Origin of the sequence: Arthrobacter sp. fls2-241-R2A-200, from assembly GCF_030209745.1 — a bacterium.
Classification (GTDB): domain Bacteria; phylum Actinomycetota; class Actinomycetes; order Actinomycetales; family Micrococcaceae; genus Arthrobacter.
The window spans coordinates 49,250-67,563 of sequence record NZ_JARVRJ010000009.1 but is presented as its reverse complement, the minus strand read 5'-3'; the positions used below and the strand labels follow the sequence as shown (position 1 = coordinate 67,563).

14 protein-coding genes and 1 tRNA gene are annotated in these 18,314 nt (G+C 62.6%); 6 read left to right on the top strand and 9 right to left on the bottom strand.

Annotated elements, in window-relative coordinates; translation table 11 throughout:
• Positions 1-53: 53 nt before the first annotated feature.
• Positions 54-965: an EamA family transporter gene (locus QRN42_RS10310; protein ID WP_284979094.1), complete on the top strand. Its 912-nt coding sequence runs from the start codon at positions 54-56 to the stop codon at positions 963-965.
• A 50-nt stretch (positions 966-1,015) separates the two neighbouring features.
• Here QRN42_RS10310 and QRN42_RS10305 read toward each other — a convergent pair whose 3' ends face one another.
• The 5 genes from QRN42_RS10305 to QRN42_RS10285 form a co-directional block, all read right to left on the bottom strand.
• Positions 1,016-1,591, bottom strand: coding sequence for a hypothetical protein (locus QRN42_RS10305; protein WP_284979093.1), 576 nt, complete (start codon positions 1,589-1,591; stop codon positions 1,016-1,018).
• 147 nt (positions 1,592-1,738) lie between these two features.
• On the bottom strand, positions 1,739-2,401 hold the full coding sequence (locus tag QRN42_RS10300; protein WP_284979092.1) for a TetR/AcrR family transcriptional regulator: 663 nt from the start codon (positions 2,399-2,401) through the stop codon (positions 1,739-1,741).
• Positions 2,398-4,434, bottom strand: coding sequence for a YhgE/Pip domain-containing protein (locus QRN42_RS10295; RefSeq protein WP_284979091.1), 2,037 nt, complete (start codon positions 4,432-4,434; stop codon positions 2,398-2,400). The genes QRN42_RS10300 and QRN42_RS10295 overlap by 4 nt, the downstream gene beginning before the upstream one ends.
• Positions 4,431-5,162 carry an ABC transporter ATP-binding protein gene (locus tag QRN42_RS10290; protein ID WP_284979090.1) on the bottom strand — a complete coding sequence of 244 codons (732 nt, stop codon included), beginning with the start codon at positions 5,160-5,162 and terminating at the stop codon, positions 4,431-4,433. The genes QRN42_RS10295 and QRN42_RS10290 overlap by 4 nt, the downstream gene beginning before the upstream one ends.
• 91 nt (positions 5,163-5,253) lie before the next feature.
• Positions 5,254-6,711 (bottom strand): dihydrolipoyl dehydrogenase family protein, encoded by a 1,458-nt coding sequence (locus QRN42_RS10285; RefSeq protein WP_284979089.1) that lies wholly within the window; start codon positions 6,709-6,711, stop codon positions 5,254-5,256.
• 405 nt (positions 6,712-7,116) lie between these two features.
• Between QRN42_RS10285 and QRN42_RS10280 the strand changes: the two genes are divergently transcribed.
• Positions 7,117-7,845: a FadR/GntR family transcriptional regulator gene (locus tag QRN42_RS10280; protein ID WP_284979088.1), complete on the top strand. Its 729-nt coding sequence runs from the start codon at positions 7,117-7,119 to the stop codon at positions 7,843-7,845.
• 218 nt (positions 7,846-8,063) lie between these two features.
• On the opposite strand, the gene QRN42_RS10275 is transcribed toward QRN42_RS10280, so the two are convergent.
• Positions 8,064-8,137 (bottom strand) — tRNA-Arg (locus tag QRN42_RS10275).
• A 283-nt stretch (positions 8,138-8,420) separates the two neighbouring features.
• Here QRN42_RS10275 and QRN42_RS10270 point away from each other — a divergent pair.
• Positions 8,421-10,247, top strand: a complete 1,827-nt coding sequence (locus tag QRN42_RS10270) for a phosphoenolpyruvate carboxykinase (GTP) (protein WP_284979087.1) — start codon at positions 8,421-8,423, stop codon at positions 10,245-10,247.
• Between the two features lie 101 nt (positions 10,248-10,348).
• Here the strand turns inward: QRN42_RS10270 and QRN42_RS10265 are convergent, their stop codons facing one another.
• The 3 genes from QRN42_RS10265 to QRN42_RS10255 are packed head-to-tail and all read right to left on the bottom strand — an operon-like array spanning position 10,349 to position 12,791.
• Positions 10,349-10,819 (bottom strand): RrF2 family transcriptional regulator, encoded by a 471-nt coding sequence (locus QRN42_RS10265; protein WP_284979086.1) that lies wholly within the window; start codon positions 10,817-10,819, stop codon positions 10,349-10,351.
• Positions 10,820-10,823: 4 nt separating this feature from the next.
• On the bottom strand, positions 10,824-11,360 hold the full coding sequence (locus tag QRN42_RS10260) for a hypothetical protein (protein ID WP_284979085.1): 537 nt from the start codon (positions 11,358-11,360) through the stop codon (positions 10,824-10,826).
• Positions 11,361-11,372: 12 nt separating this feature from the next.
• Positions 11,373-12,791 carry a phosphomannomutase/phosphoglucomutase gene (locus tag QRN42_RS10255; protein WP_284979084.1) on the bottom strand — a complete coding sequence of 473 codons (1,419 nt, stop codon included), beginning with the start codon at positions 12,789-12,791 and terminating at the stop codon, positions 11,373-11,375.
• A gap of 140 nt (positions 12,792-12,931) precedes the next feature.
• On the opposite strand from QRN42_RS10255, the gene QRN42_RS10250 reads away from it, so the two are divergent.
• The 3 genes from QRN42_RS10250 to QRN42_RS10240 all read left to right on the top strand — a co-directional run bounded on the left by QRN42_RS10250 (position 12,932) and on the right by QRN42_RS10240 (position 18,309).
• A complete protein-coding gene (locus QRN42_RS10250; RefSeq protein WP_284979083.1) occupies positions 12,932-15,097 on the top strand; it encodes a RecQ family ATP-dependent DNA helicase in 2,166 nt (721 codons plus the stop codon).
• A 104-nt stretch (positions 15,098-15,201) separates the two neighbouring features.
• Positions 15,202-16,647, top strand: a complete 1,446-nt coding sequence (locus QRN42_RS10245; RefSeq protein WP_284979082.1) for an MFS transporter — start codon at positions 15,202-15,204, stop codon at positions 16,645-16,647.
• A gap of 444 nt (positions 16,648-17,091) precedes the next feature.
• Complete coding sequence (locus QRN42_RS10240) at positions 17,092-18,309, top strand: IS481 family transposase (RefSeq protein WP_284979081.1); 1,218 nt, start codon at positions 17,092-17,094, stop codon at positions 18,307-18,309.
• The last annotated feature ends 5 nt before the right edge of the window (positions 18,310-18,314 follow it).

Genomic DNA, 18,314 nt, shown 5'->3' with positions numbered 1-18,314 from the left:
CGATGCTGAATTCAATGCTGGTGCTTCATCGCCTAACGCGTCAGAGTGGACTCGTGACCATTCGCCACTCTTTCCTCGCTGTTCTAGTCGCCGTCCTCTGGGGCGCTAACTTCGTCGCCATCGACCTTGGCCTGCACCCGCAGGGCCATGAGGTACCGCCCCTGTTGTTCGTTGCCCTGCGCTTCTTGTTGGTCGTCTTCCCGTTCATCTTTTTCGTCAGGAAGCCCGACGTGGGCTGGAAGGCGATTGCCGGCGTCGGACTTTTCATGAGCGCCGGACAATTTGGCCTGTTGTATCTGGGAATGGCTTTGGGCATGCCGGCCGGGCTCGCGTCCTTGGTGCTTCAGGCGCAGGTGCTTTTCACGGTTCTCCTTGCCGCGCGTGTCCTCGACGAACGGCCAAGCCGCAAGCAACTGACCGGCGTGGTTCTCGGCATTGCGGGGCTGGGCGTGGTGGCGCTGGGGCGGAGCGCGGTGGCTCCCGTGGTGCCGCTGATGATCGTGTTGGCTGCCGCATTGTCCTGGGCTGTGGGTAATGTGATCGCGCGCCGCACCAAGGCAGCTTCCGGGCTGGGCCTGGTGGTCTGGTCCGGTGCCGTAGTGCCGCTTCCGTTGGCTGGGCTGTCGCTGATGGTTGATGGGCCGGACACGGTATGGGCAACTGTGTCCGATCTGCAGCCTGCGACTATTCTCAGCGCCGTCTACACGGCCGTTTTCGCCTCGTTGGTGGGTTATGGGATTTGGAATCGTCTTCTGACGCTCTACCCGAGCTCCGACGTCGTGCCTTTCACGTTGCTGGTTCCGGTGGTGGGGATGACTGCCGCGTGGCTGGTCCTCAACGAAGTTCCCTCGCTGCCTGAAATCGCCGGCGGCCTGATTTTGCTTCTAGGCGTAGCCACCGCGGTTCTGGGTGGCACCCGAAACCGGCCCGCCGCCCCCGTTGTGAGGCCCGCTTTGCACCCTTAGAAGCCCGCGAAGCCTGCAGAGCGGGCCCCGCAAGTGCGTGCGGAGGCTGGTTAGCGTTTGGAGGCTGTCTTACGTGGGGTTGCGGGCCGATTGGTGGGCCTGGACGACGTCGGGGACTTGGACGACGTCGTTGACTTGCCCGACGTCGGCGACTTGCCCGACGTCGAGCGTGCGGCGGGCTTGCGGGCAGCGGGCGTTCGCTTGGCCGCAGGGACGGCCCTTTTGGGGGCAGCGGCGGCGCGCGAACCGAACGATGGCAGCACGGCCCCAAGAAACATCAGAGCCAGGGTTCCGCAGCCTGCCAGGGCCGCCAAGTAGAAGTAGATGTCGGAGTCCGTGCTGCTCACGGCGCTCCCCATCGCGTCCCCGTCCTGCCTGAAGGCCAGCCCCCATATGCGCAGGAATGCAATGCTGAAACCGATGAACAAGCTGGTTCCGGCCGCGCCGAGAAAAACGATGACGTACCGCCGCCGGTTGAAGACCTGCACCATCGAGGCCAGGTAGCAGACCGCAACGGCGGCCAAGAAGAGGTATAGGAGCACTTCTTCGAGCAGAGTGGCGGCCAGCGCCAGGAGACCAAGTGACACGAACGCGGCCACTACCGCAAGCTTTCCGCTGTTCCCCATGTGACGCATGAGGTTAATCATCTACGACGGCGGCACCGCGCCACGCCGTCGTAGATTGCAGTTGGATACCGTTGCGGGGCCCGCTCTGCAGGCTAGGAGTGCCCGATACCCCGCAGAGCGGGCCTCGCAACGTGAGTGTAAGGCGGGCTACTTGATCACGTACCCGTGCATGATGGTCATGACCGCCGCGACGCATTGCTCGCGGGACCTCTCGGGGTTGTAGGTCTGGCGGTCCAGGCCCACCACGAAGATGGCTCCGAAAATCGCCGCTTCCAGGCTGCCCCGGGCGATGCTCGTGTCCACTTGATATCCCGCAGCCACACGCTCCACTGCCGCGCCAATAACTGCCAACAACTCAGCCCGTAGCTCTGTGAACACGGAGCTCCACTCGCCGGGCATACGCCAGTTCTCGCTCACCCAAAGCCGGGCGAAGGACGGATACTTGTCCATGAAGACCATGGCTTGGTCCACCATGTTCGTCATCGATTCCAAGGGGTCATTCGTCTGGCCTTCAATGGCTTGGAGTCGCGCGAGCATAATGTCCACCCCGTGGCGCAGCAGCTGCGCGATCAGGTCAGATTTGCTGCCGAAGTTGTAGTAGACGGTGCCTTTGGATACGCCAGCGGCTGCGGCGATTTCGTCCACGGTAACGCCGGCCGCGCCGCGCTCCCCAATAAGCTCCATGGAGGCCTCGAACAAGCGCTGCTTGGTGGCATTGGTTCGTTCCGGCCGGAGCTTCTTGCTCCCGGAAGCGGAACCGGCGGTTGAATCCGACGTCGAATCCGTAGCGACCGGCTCGGTGGTGCTCATACTGCGATCTCCGGTTTCAGGGTCTTGAGGGTCCACACCTTATGTTTGCGGACTGCGAGCGTTGACAACGCCGCTCCCAGCAAAGTGTAACCAACCAAGCCCAGTACGGTGGGCCAGATCATGCTGAGATCCCCGCCGTAGATCAGGTGTCTCATGCCGGTCACCACGTAGCCCATAGGCAAGACCTCATGCACCACGTGGAGCGGCATCGGTGTGGTCTGCCAAGGGAAGGTGCCTCCGGAGGACACAAGCTGGAGGACCAACAGGACCAGGACCACGAACTTCCCGGGGGTCCCCATGAGCGCCACGATGCCTTGGATGATAGCGCTGAAGGCCATCACTGCAGCCAGCATGAAGAGCCACATCCCGATCGGATGCGAGGGCTTCAAGCCGAGGCCGAGGTCCACCACCAGAGTGAGGATGCTTGCCTGGACGACTGACACTACGAAGAACGGCAGCCAGCCTCCGACGGCGACTTTCCAGGACGCCGCGTTCGAGGCAAGTGCCCGTTGGGTGATGGGGCGCATGGCTTGGACCAACATGAAGACGCCGATCCAGAGTGCCAACGTCATGAAGAAGGGAGCAAGCCCGGCACCATAGGAGCCAGCCTTGGCCTGCGAAACGTTATCCACTGCTACGGGATCGGCAATGACCTTGGAGACGCTGCTCTTCTGCGCATCGTTGGGATTCGGGACTTGGCCGGCGCCCTTGGCGAGTTCCGAGGCCAAGGTGTGGGCGCCGTCGGACGCTGTGGAAGCGCCGGAAGCCAGCTGTGCAGCGCCGGTATCGAGCTGGTGGGCGCCGTCGTCGAGCTTGGCGGCGCCGTCCAGTGCTGTCTGCTGGCCGGCAGCGAGGGTGGCCGCTCCGCTGCTCACTTGGCCGGCCCCGGCAGCGGCTTGCGAGATGGCATCGGTCAGGGCCGGCGTCGCAGCGGCGAGCTGGGCGGCTCCGGCGCTGACGGCAGCTGAGCCGTCCGAGAGTTGCTGGATCTTGGCAGCGTCACCGGAAAGCTTCGCCTTTGCGTCCGTGACCGGGGTGGAGGCGGCGGCAGCATCGAAGTCTGCCATCACCTTGTCGGCCTGAGCTTGGGTCAACACGCCGGAGGCGACGAGCTGCGCGTTGGACTGGACCAGCCGCTCGCGCAGGCCCTTGTCGGCAGCGTCAAGTTGCGCCGCAACGTCTTGGACCTTGGTGTTCAACTCGGCGTTTCCGGCGGCAACCTGGGCTGCTCCAGCTGCGAGCTGTTGGGACTGTGCGGGGAGGGCAGCGGTTTTGCTTTTGAGCTGGTTGAGCCCGGAGCTCAACTGGCCAGCACCGCTGTTGAGCTGGTTGGCGCCGTCACGGAGCCGGGTCTGGCCGGCCACCAACTGATCGGCTCCGGTGACAAGCTGGCTGGTGCCGTTGTGCAGCGTCGCCGCTCCATCGCTGAGTTGCCCGACGCCGGTGGCCAAGTCGGATGCCCCGTCCGCGGCCTTGACGATGGAGGAATGGATGGTGCCAAACCCCGTGAGGAGCTGGTTGGCTGTTTCCTCACCCACTTCCTTGGCCACGGTTGAGTGGACGGCCGTGGTCAGCTTGTCCACGATGGTGCTCAACAGGTAGTTGTTGGCATCGTTGGTGGTCACGTGGAGCATGGCCTGGTTGGCGGCGTCGAAACTACCGGGGGAGACGAGGTTGGCCGAGAAATCCTTGGGAATGCGCAGGGCGAAGGCATATTCGCCGGTACGGACACCGGCGTCGGCATCGGCGGCGCTGGAGACCTGCTTCCAATTGAACACGTGGCCCTCAACCAGGCTGTCCGCTACCTTCTTGCCCGCCTGAAGTTGGGTTCCGTTCGCTGACGTGGCACCGGAATCTTCGACGACCAGCGCGGCATCAATGTGGTCCAGGTTGCCGTAAGGGTCCCAGTTGGCGTAGAGGTACACGACGCCGTACAACAACGGCACCATGGTCAGCGCAAGGATCGTCAGCTTGGGCAAAAGCCCGCCGGTCATACGCTTGAGTTCGGAGCGGGCCAGCCGCAGAACAGTCACCTTTCAATCCTTTGGAGTTCTTGGGATTCACGTTCATTTGCACGTTCGTTTGCCGGTTCAGCTTCAGGTATCTCGCCGGGCTCAAGTTCCGGCTCGGGAGCGTGGATCACCGAGTTGCCGATCACCGCGGCTGCACCGGCCCAGCTCTCGGGCAAGGAGGCGACGACGGCGACGACGGCGAGTGGCCGCCCGGCGTCGGCCGCCAAAGCCTCAAGCCGGGGCAACCAGGTGGCGGGGTTGGCGCTGTGCCGGTCGGGGGAGTCCACCACCAAGAGGTCCGTGGCGGGATCTGCCAGTGCGAGGGCAGTGAGTAGCTCCAGCCGACGCGCGGGCGGAACTTGTTCGATCCAGAGCCCTGCGATGTCTTCGAAGCTGTGGACCTTCAACCACGGCTTGCTCAACAGCGCGCCCCGGTAGCGGCGGGGTATCAGGGAGAGATCTTCGGTCACGAGGTCCCGCACGCTGAGGTGTTGCTCAGGCTCATTCACGCCAGGAGAGTCCACCAGTGCGCTTGCAAGCCGGATCTTCTTGGTTGCGGTCTTGTTATCCCAGCTCAGCGCCCCGTTGCTGGGCTTCATGCGGCCGCTCAGGGCCAGTGCCAGCGCGGTCCGCTGGTCCTGCCCCTCGCCGGAGATGAGGAGGAGTTCGCCACGATGGACTTGGAGGGAGGTAGCTGGAAGGAGGTCTCCCCGGCGGCCGGTGATCTGGAGTTGCTGTACGGACAGCACAATGAAGCCTTTCGCAGAAATGGTGTCTGCTGAAAGTCTAACTGAACTGACTGGTCAGTTCAAATAGGGTGATGCGCTCGAGACAGGGTGCCTAGAGGCCGTACTTTTCCAACAAGCGGAGCCAGACCTCGCTGATAGTGGGATAGGAAGGAACCGCGTGCCAGAGGCGGTCCAAGGGCACTTCGCCAACGATCGCGATCGTGGCGGAGTGCAGCAACTCGGCGACGCCCGGGCCCACGAAAGTTGCCCCAATGATCACTTTGCGGTCCTCATCCACCACCATCTGGGCCCAGCCCTTGTAATCGGGGGAGTACAGCTGCGCCCCGGAGACATCAATGGGGAGTTCCACGCCGGTGACGTTCCTGCCCTGCAACAGCGCCTGTTCCAGGCTGAGACCCACCGAGGCCACCTCCGGGTCGGTGAAGACAACGCTGGGGACCGCATGTTCATTGGCCGTGTGGGCCCAGGGACTCCACGGTTGCGGTGCTCCGTGGAGCTTGCCGTTGGCCCTGGCGACGATTGCATCACCCGTGGCGCGGGCCTCGTACTTTCCTTGGTGGGTCAGGAGGACCTTGCCGGCGGCATCTCCGGCCGCGTAGAGCCAGAGCCCGCTGGTGCCGTCGCTGGCAGGGCCATCCACCAGCCCGCTCGGATCAGTAGTCAGCCGGAGGGGCTTGCCGTCAGGGGCCTCAATGCCAACGTTTTCCAGGCCAAGATTGGCCAGCGCGGGGTGGCGTCCGGATGCGACCAGGAGTTGGTCCGCTGTGAGGTTCTTGCCGTTGAGGGTCACGGTGATGGAACCGTCGTCGTTGTTCTCGACTTTCGCGACGTCGGTGTGAAGGCGGACGTCGATGCCGTCGGCCCGAAGCCCGGCCAACACCAGGCTGGCGGCCTCCTCCGGGTAGCTGCTCAGTAGCCGACCCCGGGCCACCACGGCCACCTCGGATCCGAGTCGAGCGAAGGCCTGGCCCAGTTCGACGCCGGCGACCCCACCGCCGAGGACCACCAATCGCTTCGGAACTTCCTTGGCTGCCGTCGCTCCGCGCGTGGTCCAGAAGGGCACGTCGCTGAGGCCATCGATGTCTGGAATGGAGGGGGTGGAACCGGTGGCCACCACCACGGCATGGTGTGCTTTGAGCGCATAGCTGTTGCCGTCGAGCCCATCCACGAGGACCTCGCGTGGGCCGGTGATGCGGGCCCGGCCGCGAATGAGTTCGATGCCTGCGCTGTCCAACCACTCCGCTTGGCTGCTGTCCTGCCAGTTGTTGGTGAACCAATCCCGGTGCTGCAGCGCGGAGTGGGCGTCGGTTGTTCCGGTGACAGCTTCAGCTGCGCCGGGAATTCCCTGGGCTGCGTGGAGCACGCTGCCCGGCCTCAGGAGTGCCTTCGAAGGTATGCATGCCCAGTAGGAACACTCGCCGCCCACCAGTTCGTTCTCTATGATCACGGCAGACAGGCCGCCTCGAACCACCCGGTCCGCAACGTTTTCTCCTACGGCGCCGGCGCCGATCACAATGACGTCAAATTCGCGGGAGTTCTCGGCAGTCATGTGGAAAGCCTACCGCCGCTTCCCCCTGCGTTGCGGGGCCCGCTTTGCCGGGTTTGAGCGTGTTTAGGGGTGCAGAGCGGGCCCCGCAACGCAGGGCTACTCGTGCATCGCTACGTTCTGCTGGATCATCAGCAGGTCAAGCTGTGCAGAACGCCGTCGAGACAGCCCTTCCGCATGGAGGCGGTTTGAATGATCCAGCAGAACGGAGGCTGTGCGGGCAGGCGAAATCTCGACGGATTTGGCCACATGACCTATGAAGGAGGTGGGACATCCGATATTGTATGTCGCGAGTCACTGATTCTGCGGCGGGTAATAAGCTCGCCTCAACATTAACGCTGCACCGTCCGGAATTGGAGCATCCGAACCCTCCGAACTCCCGGTTGGTGCATTTGCAAGGAGAGCGCCATGACAACTTCCGGTGTAGTCCCGCAAGCGCGGTTCAGCGCACAGACCAGGCTGCGAGCCTTGCAGTCGGACATTATGGAACTGATCCTGGAGCGTGAGCTCGAGGCGGGCGATCCCTTGCCGACAGAGAATGAGCTATCCGTGGCACTCGGCGTCGGCCGCAACACGCTACGTGAATCCCTCAAAGTCCTGCAGGCGCTCGGCGTCATCGAGATCCGCCACGGTTTCGGCATGTTCGTGGCGCCCACTAACTTCGACGCGCTCGCAGACGGACTCACGTTCCGGGGAAGACTATCGCTTCGTCACCAGGGGCTCGAAGCGTTGCAGCTGGTTGACGTGCGTCAAGCACTTGAGTCGGGACTTATCGGCTCGTCCATCGATGTCATGACCAAAGAACAGCTGGCCAGCATTGAAGAGTCGGTCAAGCAGATGGAGGAGCTGGCGGGTGCCGGGGAAAACTTCGTCATGGCCGACGCCGAGTTCCATCGCAGACTATTCGAACCCCTCAACAATGAACTCCTCATCAACCTGATGGGCGTGTTCTGGAAGGTGTACCGAAAGATCCATCTGGAGATCGGGCCCGGCAATGAGGACCTGATCAAGACCGCCGCGAACCATCGCAGCATTTACGCGGCAGTGGCGGCGGGCAATAAAGTCCTGGCCGCCGAGCTGCTTAACCGGCATTTTGACGGTATTCGGCGCCGTATCGAAGAGGCCGTGCGCGACTAGTTGGGGACGGTTAATTGGGGCGCGAGTGGGGGCAGGTCTCCCTCCCGCGCCCTACTGAGTAGCCGCAGAGCAGGCCCGGGGTGCCCACGCGCGCTGCTGCTCATTGCCTTAGGTAGGCTTGCGCATTGCCTCTGGCGGGCTTGCGCGGCCCGGGAGAAATTGTCCTGCTGGAGAAACAAAAAGACCCGCATCGGCTAACCGATGCGGGTCTTGATTTGTGCGCCCAAAGGGATTCGAACCCCTGACCTTCTGTTCCGTAGACAGACGCTCTATCCAGCTGAGCTATGGGCGCATTTTCGTGTTTCGCGGCAGTCTGTTTCTCAGACCCCCTCGAACCTCAATAAACTTTACAGAAGTTCATGTGAAGTTCCAAATCCAACTGGTGTTACCTAGCCGACTAGACCGGTCTACGTGACCTTAGTCACTTAAATGTCGCGTTTCTGCGTCCGCTCCCTTGATTTCTAGAGGTTTTTGCTTTTTGCGTAGGTGGACGTCATATGTCTGACAACGGATTGGTCTGGTCCGCGGCCCCTATCGTTTAGGACACACCACTGAACCCGAGGAAGGGAACCGCAATGGGCGATCTGGCGCGACTGCCGCTGCTTGAGAAGGCACCTACTACGCATGCTGGCCTTCTGGCTTGGGTAGAGGAAGTTGCCGAACTGACCCAGCCCGAGCGAATCCACTGGGTTGACGGTAGTGAAGCAGAAAACAAGAAACTAACGGACGAACTCGTCGAAGCCGGGACCCTGCAGAGGTTGAACCCGGAAACGTTCCCCAACTCCTTCGCGGCGTTCTCTGACCCGGCCGATGTTGCCCGCGTAGAGGAGCAGACCTTCATCTGCTCCGAAAACAAGCGCGACGCCGGCTTCACCAACAACTGGATGGCTCCGGCCGAGATGAAGCAGAAGCTGCGCGGATTGTTCGCGGGCTCCATGCGCGGCCGCACCATGTACGTCATCCCCTTCGTCATGGGTCACCTTGATGCAGAGGATCCCAAGTTTGGCGTCGAGATCACTGACTCCGCCTACGTGGTTGCCTCAATGCGCATCATGGCCCGCATCGGCACCGACGTCCTGGACCGCATTACGCAGACCGATGCATTCTTCGTTCCGGCTCTGCACTCCCTCGGCGCTCCGCTGGAAGACGGTCAGGCCGACGTCGCATGGCCCTGCAACCCGGATAAGTGGATTGTGCACTTCCCCGAAGAACGCTCCATCTGGTCCTTCGGTTCGGGCTACGGTGGCAACGCATTGCTCGGCAAGAAATGCTTTGCGCTGCGCATTGCTTCTGTCATGGCCCGCGATGAAGGCTGGTTGGCTGAGCACATGCTCATCCTCAAGCTGACGTCCCCTGAGCAGAAGACCTACTACGTCTCCGCTGCTTTCCCGTCGGCCTGCGGAAAAACCAACCTTGCGCTGTTGGACCCCACCATTAAGGGTTGGAAGGTGGAAACCCTCGGTGATGACATCACGTGGATGCGCTTCGGCAAAGAAGGTGAGCTCCGCGCCGTCAACCCTGAAGCAGGACTGTTCGGGGTTGCTCCCGGCACCGGCTGGGGCACCAACCCGAACGCCATGCGCGCCATCGCCAAGGGCAACAGCATCTTCACCAACGTGGCCCTCACCGATGACGGCGGTGTCTGGTGGGAGGGTATGACGGAGGAAACTCCAGCGCACCTGACCGACTGGCAGGGCAACTCCTGGACTCCGGACTCGGATACACCTGCGGCGCACCCCAACTCGCGCTTCTGCACGCCGATCGACCAGATCGACATGCTCGCTGAGGAGTACTTCAGCCCGGATGGTGTGGAACTTTCCGCAATCCTCTTCGGTGGCCGCCGCAAGACCACCATCCCGCTGGTGACCGAAGCCCGCGATTGGTCAAATGGCATCTTCATGGGCTCCACGCTGTCCTCGGAAACCACCGCTGCGGCTGCCGGCGCCGTCGGGGTTGTACGCCGCGACCCAATGGCGATGCTTCCCTTCATCGGTTACGACGCGGGTGACTACCTGAACCACTGGGTGAACCTTTCCGCCAAGGCCAACCCCGCCCGTCTGCCCAAGATCTTCTTGGTCAACTGGTTCCGACGCACACCTGAGGGTGGATTCGCATGGCCCGGATTCGGCGACAACGCCCGCGTCCTTAAATGGGCTATCGAGCGCCTCGAAGGCAAGGCTGAGGCGGTGGAGACGCCGATCGGTTTTGTTCCGACCGGTGAAGCCATCGATCTGGAAGGCCTGGACATGACTCCGGCCGAGGTTGAAGCCGCTGTTCGGGTGGATCCGGACGAGTGGGCAACCGAGCTGGCATCCATCGAGGAGTGGTTTGCCAACTTCGGCGAATCACTCCCGGCGGCACTGCAGTCCGAGCTGGATGGCCTTAAGGCCCGACTGGCCTAGACCTCTTAGGAACAACGGCGTTCTTAAGTGAACGACGGCGGCCCGTCACCCTCGGTTGAAGGGTGACGGGCCGCCGTCGTGCTTTGGTCAGAGTGCTTTGGTCAGAGTTGCGCCGCGGGCTTCCTGAATTCAGGCCGGAGGCCGATGGACTGGAAAACCGGGTTCATTTGTCGAGCATGGGGGAGCGATGAGATGACTACTCCGTCGAGCTCCTGGTAGAAAGCCTCACGTGCGCGACTCATGGCATGGCGCAGTGCGCATTCGGTGATGAGCGGACAATCCCCAGTGCTTGACTGACACTCGGCGGGGTCTTGCCGGCTGTCCAAATGGCGGAGGAGCGTTCCAACGGTGGCTTTACGCCCGGATTCGCTAAGCCGCGAACCGCCCAGACGGCCACGTTCAACGTCGATAAAGCCGAGCGAGCGCAAACGAACCATTGCCTTGCTGACATGGTTGTACGGTGTTCCGACTGCGTCGGCCACCGCCTGAGTGGTCAGCAGGGCGCCCTCAGGAACCGCCGCCAACACCATGATGGCGCGAAGGCTGACATCGGCGAAGGCGTTGATCTTCATGGATTCAGCCTAGGTAGCTCTCGTCCACCCAAATGGATGGCTCGTGGGTGTCGGGTTCCATCGCCTGAAAGACGAAGCCCTCAGCACCCGGGGTGTAGGGAATGATGGCGGCGCGCACGCTTCCATCCCGGTGCTCGGCCGCACCATGAATGCCGTCGGAGCCGTGTTCCGGGAGGCTGACATCGCTAATGATTGCTGCGGCCCGGAACTCGTCACGGCTTTGGCGAAGCAGCTCATGAAGATCGTCCAGCATCTTTCCGGCATCGACTTCCCCGTCCTCATCGGGCTCGCCGGGGGTGACGAGGAGAACCCTTAGCTCTCCATCATTTAAGAGCGTTACGCCGAAGGGAAAGAATCCGCCGTTCTGTTGGAGATGCTCCTGAGCCGTGCCTAGCCCGGTTCCCAGGGTTTCCCGTAACTCCCTATCCTGAACCGACTCCTGCGGACCAGTAAATTCCGCTGACGCAGCTGGTTCCCCGGACGGGGTATCGCCGGAATTTCCGTTGTCCGGGATGGCATCGCCGGTGCCCAATTCGCTCATACTGTCCGGCTCCTAAGCCCGGACCAGGGCGAGGACACGGTCACGGATCTTTTCCATGGTGGGCTGGTCCGTGGCCTCTGCGTTCAACCGGAGGAATGGTTCGGTGTTGGATGGACGCAAGTTGAACCACCAGCTACCGTCCTTGGCAGTGAAGGTGCTGCCGTCCAAATGATCGATTTCTACGTTTTCATTTTCGAAGTCCACGCGGACGCGCTCCACCGCTCCGGCTTTGTCCTCGATCTCCGAGTTGATTTCCCCGGAAGAGACGTAGGGCTCGTACTGGCGTCCGAGCTCGGACAGTGGACGGTCCTGCTCTCCTAAGGCGGCGAGGACGTGCATGGCGGCAAGCATTCCGGTGTCCGCGTTCCAGAAATCGCGGAAGTAGAAGTGGGCCGAGTGTTCCCCGCCGAAGACTGCTCCTTCCTCGGCCATGACGGCCTTAATGAACGAGTGCCCCACGCGGGTCCGGACTGCGCGACCGCCGTCTGTAGCTACGAGCTCCGGAACGGCCTTGGACGTCAGGAGATTGTGGATGATGACGGGGGTCTGTTCGCCCGCTGCCTGTGCCCTGGCGATCTCGCGGCGGGCGACCATGCCAGTGATGGCGGAAGGGGAAACCGGGTTACCGTTTTCGTCGATCACAAAGCAGCGGTCAGCGTCGCCGTCGAACGCCAAGCCGATGTCGGCGCCGTGCTTGATGACGGCGGCCTGGAGATCGCGGAGGTTCTCCGGTTCCAGCGGGTTGGCCGGGTGGTTCGGGAACGAGCCGTCAAGTTCGAAGTACAGCGGGATGATCTCGAACGGCAGGGCCGGAAGCAACCTGTCGCCCAGGACCGCCGGTGTGGTCAGGCCCGCCATTCCGTTGCCCGCGTCGACCACAATCCTCAGCGGACGGGAACCGGAGAGATCAACCAGTTGACGCAGGTACACAGAGTAGTCCTTGAGGACATCGTGCACGCCGATCTCCCCGCGGCTGGCCGCGGCGGGGATAACGCCGGCGTTCAGGTACTGCTCGGCGAGGGCTTGAATTTCCTTAAGTCCGGACTCAGAAGAGATGGGTTGCGCTCCGGCCTTGGCCATTTTGATGCCGTTGTACTGCGCAGGGTTGTGGCTCGCCGTGAACGTGGCGCCTGCAGCATTGAGGGCCCCGCATGCGTAATAAAGCTCATCGGTGGAGATCAGGTCCAGCAATTGCACGTTGGCTCCCCGTGTTGCTGCACCCTTGGCGAAGGCTTCGCTGAACTCCGGTGAAGATGGGCGCATATCGCCACCAACCAGCACTGTGCCGCCCTCGAGGCCCAGGACGTCAATGAACGCAGCACCGACGGCCTCGACGATCTGGGCCGTGATGGACTCACCCACGATGCCACGGACGTCATACGCCTTGAAGGAAGCGGAGAGGTCGAATGTCTTGTTCTGCTCTTTAGTCACGGGCTCAATCCTACTGTGGACGCGCAATTCGGCACCTATACCGGCCGCTGTCTGTGGACAGCCGATGGGCCTTGGCTGCTGTTGTCCACATAGGAGGCCCAGCGATTCCGGCCCTCATGACCGACTGGAATACTGGAGTGATGGCCAACAACTCCCCGAATGCTTCAGTTTCAGTGCAATCACCTACCGGACAGGACGCCCTGCAATGCCTCCGCGAACTGGTGGGGCACCCTGAAGCCACGTTCCACGACGGCCAATTTGAGGCTATTGAGGCTTTGGTCGACGAGGGGCGGCGCGCGTTGGTGGTCCAGCGCACCGGCTGGGGAAAATCCGCTGTTTACTTTGTGGCGTCATTGCTACTGCGCCGGCGGGGAACAGGTCCGACGCTGATCGTCTCGCCCTTGCTCGCGCTCATGCGGGACCAGGTGGCGGCAGCAGCCCGCGCAGGTGTGCGGGCTGTCGCCATAAACTCTGCCAATGCGCTCGACTGGGATAGCGTGCTGGGTCAGCTGGCTGCGGACCAGGTCGACGTGCTCCTTGTATCTCCCGAACGGCTCACCAATCCGTCTTTCAGGGAAAACCAGCTTCCGGAGCTCATCCGCAGGACGGGCCTTTTGGTTATTGACGAGGCTCATTGCATTTCCGACTGGGGGCACGATTTCCGTCCCGATTATCGTCGCATTGCCGACTTGATAGCCCAACTGCCGGCATCGGTTCCGGTCCTTGCTACCACTGCAACGGCGAACTCAAGGGTGGTGCATGATATCGAGGAGCAGCTCGGTGAGGGCGTGCTGACCATCCGCGGGGCCCTTGGCCGTGAGTCGCTGCGGCTCGGGGTGCTCAGCCTGCCCGACTCCCGGGACCGGTTGGGCTGGTTGCTGACCCACCTGGCTGAGATGCCCGGCAGCGGGATCATTTACACTCTCACTGTTTCAGCGGCGGAGGACACAGCCCGGCTTTTGGTTGAGGCTGGCCATAACGTCCTTTCATACACAGGGCGAACCGATCCGGCGGACCGGGAGCGGGCTGAACAGTTACTCAAGGAGAACAAGGTGAAGGCCCTTGTGGCCACCTCCGCCTTGGGCATGGGGTTCGACAAGCCGGATCTGGGGTTCGTGATCCACCTCGGTGCGCCCTCATCACCGGTCGCTTACTACCAGCAAGTTGGTCGTGCCGGGCGCGGAGCGGCCAACGCTGACGTACTGCTCCTCCCAGGAGCTGAGGACCGTGAAATCTGGCAGTACTTTGCTACGGCGTCCATGCCATCAGCTGAGAAAGCAGCCGCCGTATTGTCGGTTCTCGGTGAGGCAGGGGCAGCCCTTTCCACGGTTGCCCTGGAGGCGCGAGTGGATCTTCGACGAACGCCATTGGAGCTCCTGTTGAAAGTCTTGGCCGTGGACGGAGCTGTCGAACGCGTCGGCGGGGGGTGGAAAGCAACTGGACGATCCTGGACCTATGATGCCGAGCGCTACGCGCGTATCGCGGAGGCCCGTGTCGATGAGCAGGACTCCATGGTGATCTACCAAGACACGGCGGGCTGCCGCATGGAGTACATCACCTCCGTGCTGGATGACGAGAGCGCCACCGCCTGTGGTCGCTGTGATAATTGTGCAGGTCGATGGTTTCCCGAGGACATAGCGGCGTCCGCCGCCGACGCCGCGGGGCAAACCTTGCGCCGGGCCGGCGTTGTGATCGAACCACGACTCCAGTGGCCCTCAGGGATGGATCGTCTTGGCGTTGCCGTCAAAGGCAAGATCAGGCCAGACGAGAACGCGGCCGGAGGGCGTGCTTTGGCGAGGCTCACCGACTTGGGCTGGGGTGGCGCCCTCCGGGACCTGTTCGCGGCGGGCGCCCCCGACCGCTCCGTAGACCCGGGCATGCTGACAGCGTGTGTGCAGGTGTTGCGCGAATGGTCGGGCGCTGAAGGGGGTCCCGCGTGGAGTGGCGCAGGACGGCCAGCGGCCGTGATCAGTATCCCTTCGCGGAGTAAGCCTTTGCTGGTTGACTCGCTTGCCCGAGGAATTGCCGGTATTGGTCGTATGCCCTACTTGGGCCAACTGCAGATCGCTCACGGCGGCCCGGCGGGCTCCCGCGGGGGCAACAGCGCGTACAGGCTCGCGGGAGTCTGGGACCGCCTCGTGGTGGGCCCGGAGTTAGCCCAAGGCCTTACCGGGATCGATGGACAGCCGGTCCTCTTGGTGGACGATCTTATAGACAGCCGTTGGACCATGACTGTGTCGGCCCGGGCGTTGCGTCAAGCCGGCGTAGGAGCGGTGCTCCCGTTGGCCTTGGCCCAGGCAGGCTAGCTGGGACGTCATCTTGTGAGCGCTATCACGCGTTCCGGCTAGGATCAGAGAAACCCGTCCGTGTCCGCCCCACGGTTGGACCAGGCATACCTTGGACCGGAGCCATGACCTTAAATCCCAGAGATATCCAAACCGTCGACGCCGCGGAGAGCTCGTGGCGGCCGCAACTGGCCCTTCTGGTTGCAGCGACGTTCTTCATGGAGTTCCTGGATGGAACAATCCTCACCACAGCGATCCCCAGCATCGCCTCGGATTTCCATGCGGCCCCGGCTGATATCAATGTCACCATGACCGCATACTTGGTGACGGTGGCCATGGGAATTCCTCTTAGCAGCTGGCTCGCTGAAAGGTTCGGTGCCCGCAGGGTCTTTTGCCTGGCTATTTCGATATTCACCATCGCGTCGCTGTTTTGCGCGCTCAGCACGGGCTTGCCGGTGCTTACGCTCAGCCGTGTGGCCCAGGGCGTGGGCGGTGCCATGATGGTCCCCGTCGGAACGCTGGTGGTTTTGCGCGGCACCCCTAAGTCCGAGCTGCTGCGAGCCACCGCCTATCTGGTGTGGCCGGGCCTCCTCGCGCCCGTGCTGGCTCCGATGGTAGGCGGTGCCCTCACCACCTTCCTGTCCTGGCACTGGATTTTTCTCATCAACGTTCCGCTTGGAATCGCTGCCCTCATAACAGCCCTGCGCCTGGTTCCACGAACGAACTTCGACTCCGATCGTCGACTCGATTGGTTTGGCTTGGCGCTCACCACCCTGGGGGTCGGCGCGTTGGTGGTGGGCCTTGAAGCCCTCGGCGGGCGCGGGTCCAACTTGCTGGCCGGTGTAACGGTCGTCGGCGGTGTGCTTTCCCTCGGGGGAGCTGTCTGGTGGATGTCCAAGGCGAGGGTTCCGCTGTTCAACCTCGCTGTTTTTGCGACCAAGACTTTCCGTACGACGTCGACTGGCGGCTTCGTTTACCGTCTGACCATCAGTTCGGTGCCATTCCTGCTGCCCCTGATGTTCCAAGACGGGTTCGGGTGGGACCCGTTGAAGGCCGGGGTCATGGTCGCCGCAGTCTTCGTGGGTAACATCGGCATCAAGCCCGCTACGACTCCACTCATACGTCGCTTTGGGTTCAAGCCAGTCCTTGTCTTCGCGTCACTCGCGTCAGCCCTGACGTTCGCGATGTGCGCTCTCCTGACGGCCCAGACACCTGAACCGCTCATCTTCACTCTTCTACTTTTCAGTGGAGCGTTCCGTTCCATCGGTTTCTCGGCCTATGCCTCAGTGCAGTACGCGGACATCGTTCCGGCCCAGCTCCCTTCGGCCAACGCGATCTCCGCAACGCTGGTTCAGCTGGCCGCCGCTGGTGGAATCGCCATAGCCGCTTTGTTCCTCCGATCTTTTGAGACGTCACATCTGTTCGGTCCCGATCACGTGGGGGTTTACAAAGGGGCGTTCCTTGCTATGGCGGCGCTGATGCTCATCAGCACAGCCGACAGCCTTACTCTGCACCGGCACGCCGGTGCGGAAGTCAGCGGAGGGGCCAAGCGAAAGCAGGCAAATCCCTAGCCGCTGCCTCCCCGGGAATGAGGCGCCGGCCCAGGGACAGAACCCCTTAAACGCAGGTGGTCCGGTCGAAAGCGGGGACCACTTCGAGACATCGTTGACAGTCTTGGCATAGGCCGCGCCCACAAACACAAACGCATCATCCTGCTCGTCCGGGACACCGACGTCACCGCCGTCGAATACGGCACCGGCGAAATCCTCACCGACTTCAGCATCGACCCAGCCCGCGGCTGCCAACCGAAAAAACAAAACACCCCCGGTCCGAAGACCGGGGGTGTCAATGATGTCCTGACACATCCGTAAGGGATGTCCCGCTACATCACAACGCGGAGACGGGGGTGTGTAGTTTCACGACATAGTTCACACGTGAGTCGGGACATCGTTCTCAGGTGACACTTCCCCGGTGAGTCGGGACATCGTTCACACTTTTGTGGCCGAGCATGATTCATGTCGAAGCAGAAAGTCATCGTCCTCGCCGTCCGTGACCAAGGCCTGACCATCACGGCCGCAGCCCGCCGCTACGGAGTCAGCCGCCGCTGGGTCCACGAACTGCTCAGGCGCGAAGCAGAAGGAGGCATCGAGGCCGTCGAGCCCCGACCCAAACGCCCGCTGACCAACCCCCACCGAACCACCGAAGCCATGACCAACCGCATCCTGGCACTACGCCGCGAACTGGTAATCGCCGGCCTGGACGCCGGGCCCGTCACAATCGCTTGGCACCTTGAACGCGAAGCACTCCAACCGCCCTCAACCTCGACCATCCGGCGGGTCCTGCACACCGCAGACCTGATCACCCCCGAACCAAAGAAACGCCCCAAAGCGTCCCTGCACCGCTTCGAAGCCCACCAGCCCAACGAAACCTGGCAGTCCGACTTCACCCACTGGGCCCTGGCCGACGGCACGGACACCGAGATCCTGAACTTCCTCGATGACCACTCCCGCTATCTTCTGGCCTGCACCGCGTTCAGACCCGTCACAGTCACCACCGTCGTGACCACCTTCCTGGCCACCGCCGCGGACTACGGCCTCCCAGCCTCCACCCTGACCGACAACGGCATGGTCTACACCACCCGCCTCGCCGGCGGCCGGGGCGGCCGGAACGCCTTCGAACACCAACTCCACGCCCTAGGCATCACCCAGAAAAACGGATCCCCCAGCCACCCACAAACCCAAGGAAAAATCGAACGGTTCCACCAAACCCTCAAACGCTGGCTCACCGGGCAGCCCCGCGCCCACACCCTTAAAGACCTCAACGAACAACTGGACAAGTTCCGGCAGATCTACAACCACGAACGCCCCCACCGCGCCCTGGGCCGCCGAACGCCCGCCGCCGCCTACGTCGCGACACCCAAAGCAGCACCCGCCGGAGCGAAACAAGGAGACCACTGGCGCCGCCGCGTTGACCGCGTCGACAAATTCGGGAAACTCACCCTCCGCCATGCCGGACGCCTCCGCCACCTCGGCATCGGCCGCGCCCACGCCGGCACGCACGTCCTCATGCTCATCCACGACGCCGACGTCACCATCAGCAACGCAACCACCGGCGAGATCATCCGCGAACTCACCATCGACCCCACCAAGAACTACCAACCCAGAGAATCCGGACAAAGAAAAACACCCCGGTCCGAAGACCGGGGTGTAACCGATGACTCGACTCATCCGTGAAGGAT

Bases quoted from the DNA above. Each gene is read 5' to 3' on its own strand.
- QRN42_RS10305 (WP_284979093.1), bottom strand. From the start codon at position 1,591: ATGGGGAACAGCGGAAAGCTTGCGGTAGTGGCCGCGTTCGTGTCACTT.
- QRN42_RS10300 (WP_284979092.1), bottom strand. From the start codon at position 2,401: ATGAGCACCACCGAGCCGGTCGCTACGGATTCGACGTCGGATTCAACC.
- QRN42_RS10285 (WP_284979089.1), bottom strand. From the start codon at position 6,711: ATGACTGCCGAGAACTCCCGCGAATTTGACGTCATTGTGATCGGCGCC.
- QRN42_RS10280 (WP_284979088.1), top strand. From the start codon at position 7,117: ATGACAACTTCCGGTGTAGTCCCGCAAGCGCGGTTCAGCGCACAGACC.
- QRN42_RS10270 (WP_284979087.1), top strand. From the start codon at position 8,421: ATGGGCGATCTGGCGCGACTGCCGCTGCTTGAGAAGGCACCTACTACG.
- QRN42_RS10265 (WP_284979086.1), bottom strand. From the start codon at position 10,819: ATGAAGATCAACGCCTTCGCCGATGTCAGCCTTCGCGCCATCATGGTG.
- QRN42_RS10260 (WP_284979085.1), bottom strand. From the start codon at position 11,360: ATGAGCGAATTGGGCACCGGCGATGCCATCCCGGACAACGGAAATTCC.
- QRN42_RS10250 (WP_284979083.1), top strand. From the start codon at position 12,932: ATGGCCAACAACTCCCCGAATGCTTCAGTTTCAGTGCAATCACCTACC.
- QRN42_RS10245 (WP_284979082.1), top strand. From the start codon at position 15,202: ATGACCTTAAATCCCAGAGATATCCAAACCGTCGACGCCGCGGAGAGC.
- QRN42_RS10240 (WP_284979081.1), top strand. From the start codon at position 17,092: ATGTCGAAGCAGAAAGTCATCGTCCTCGCCGTCCGTGACCAAGGCCTG.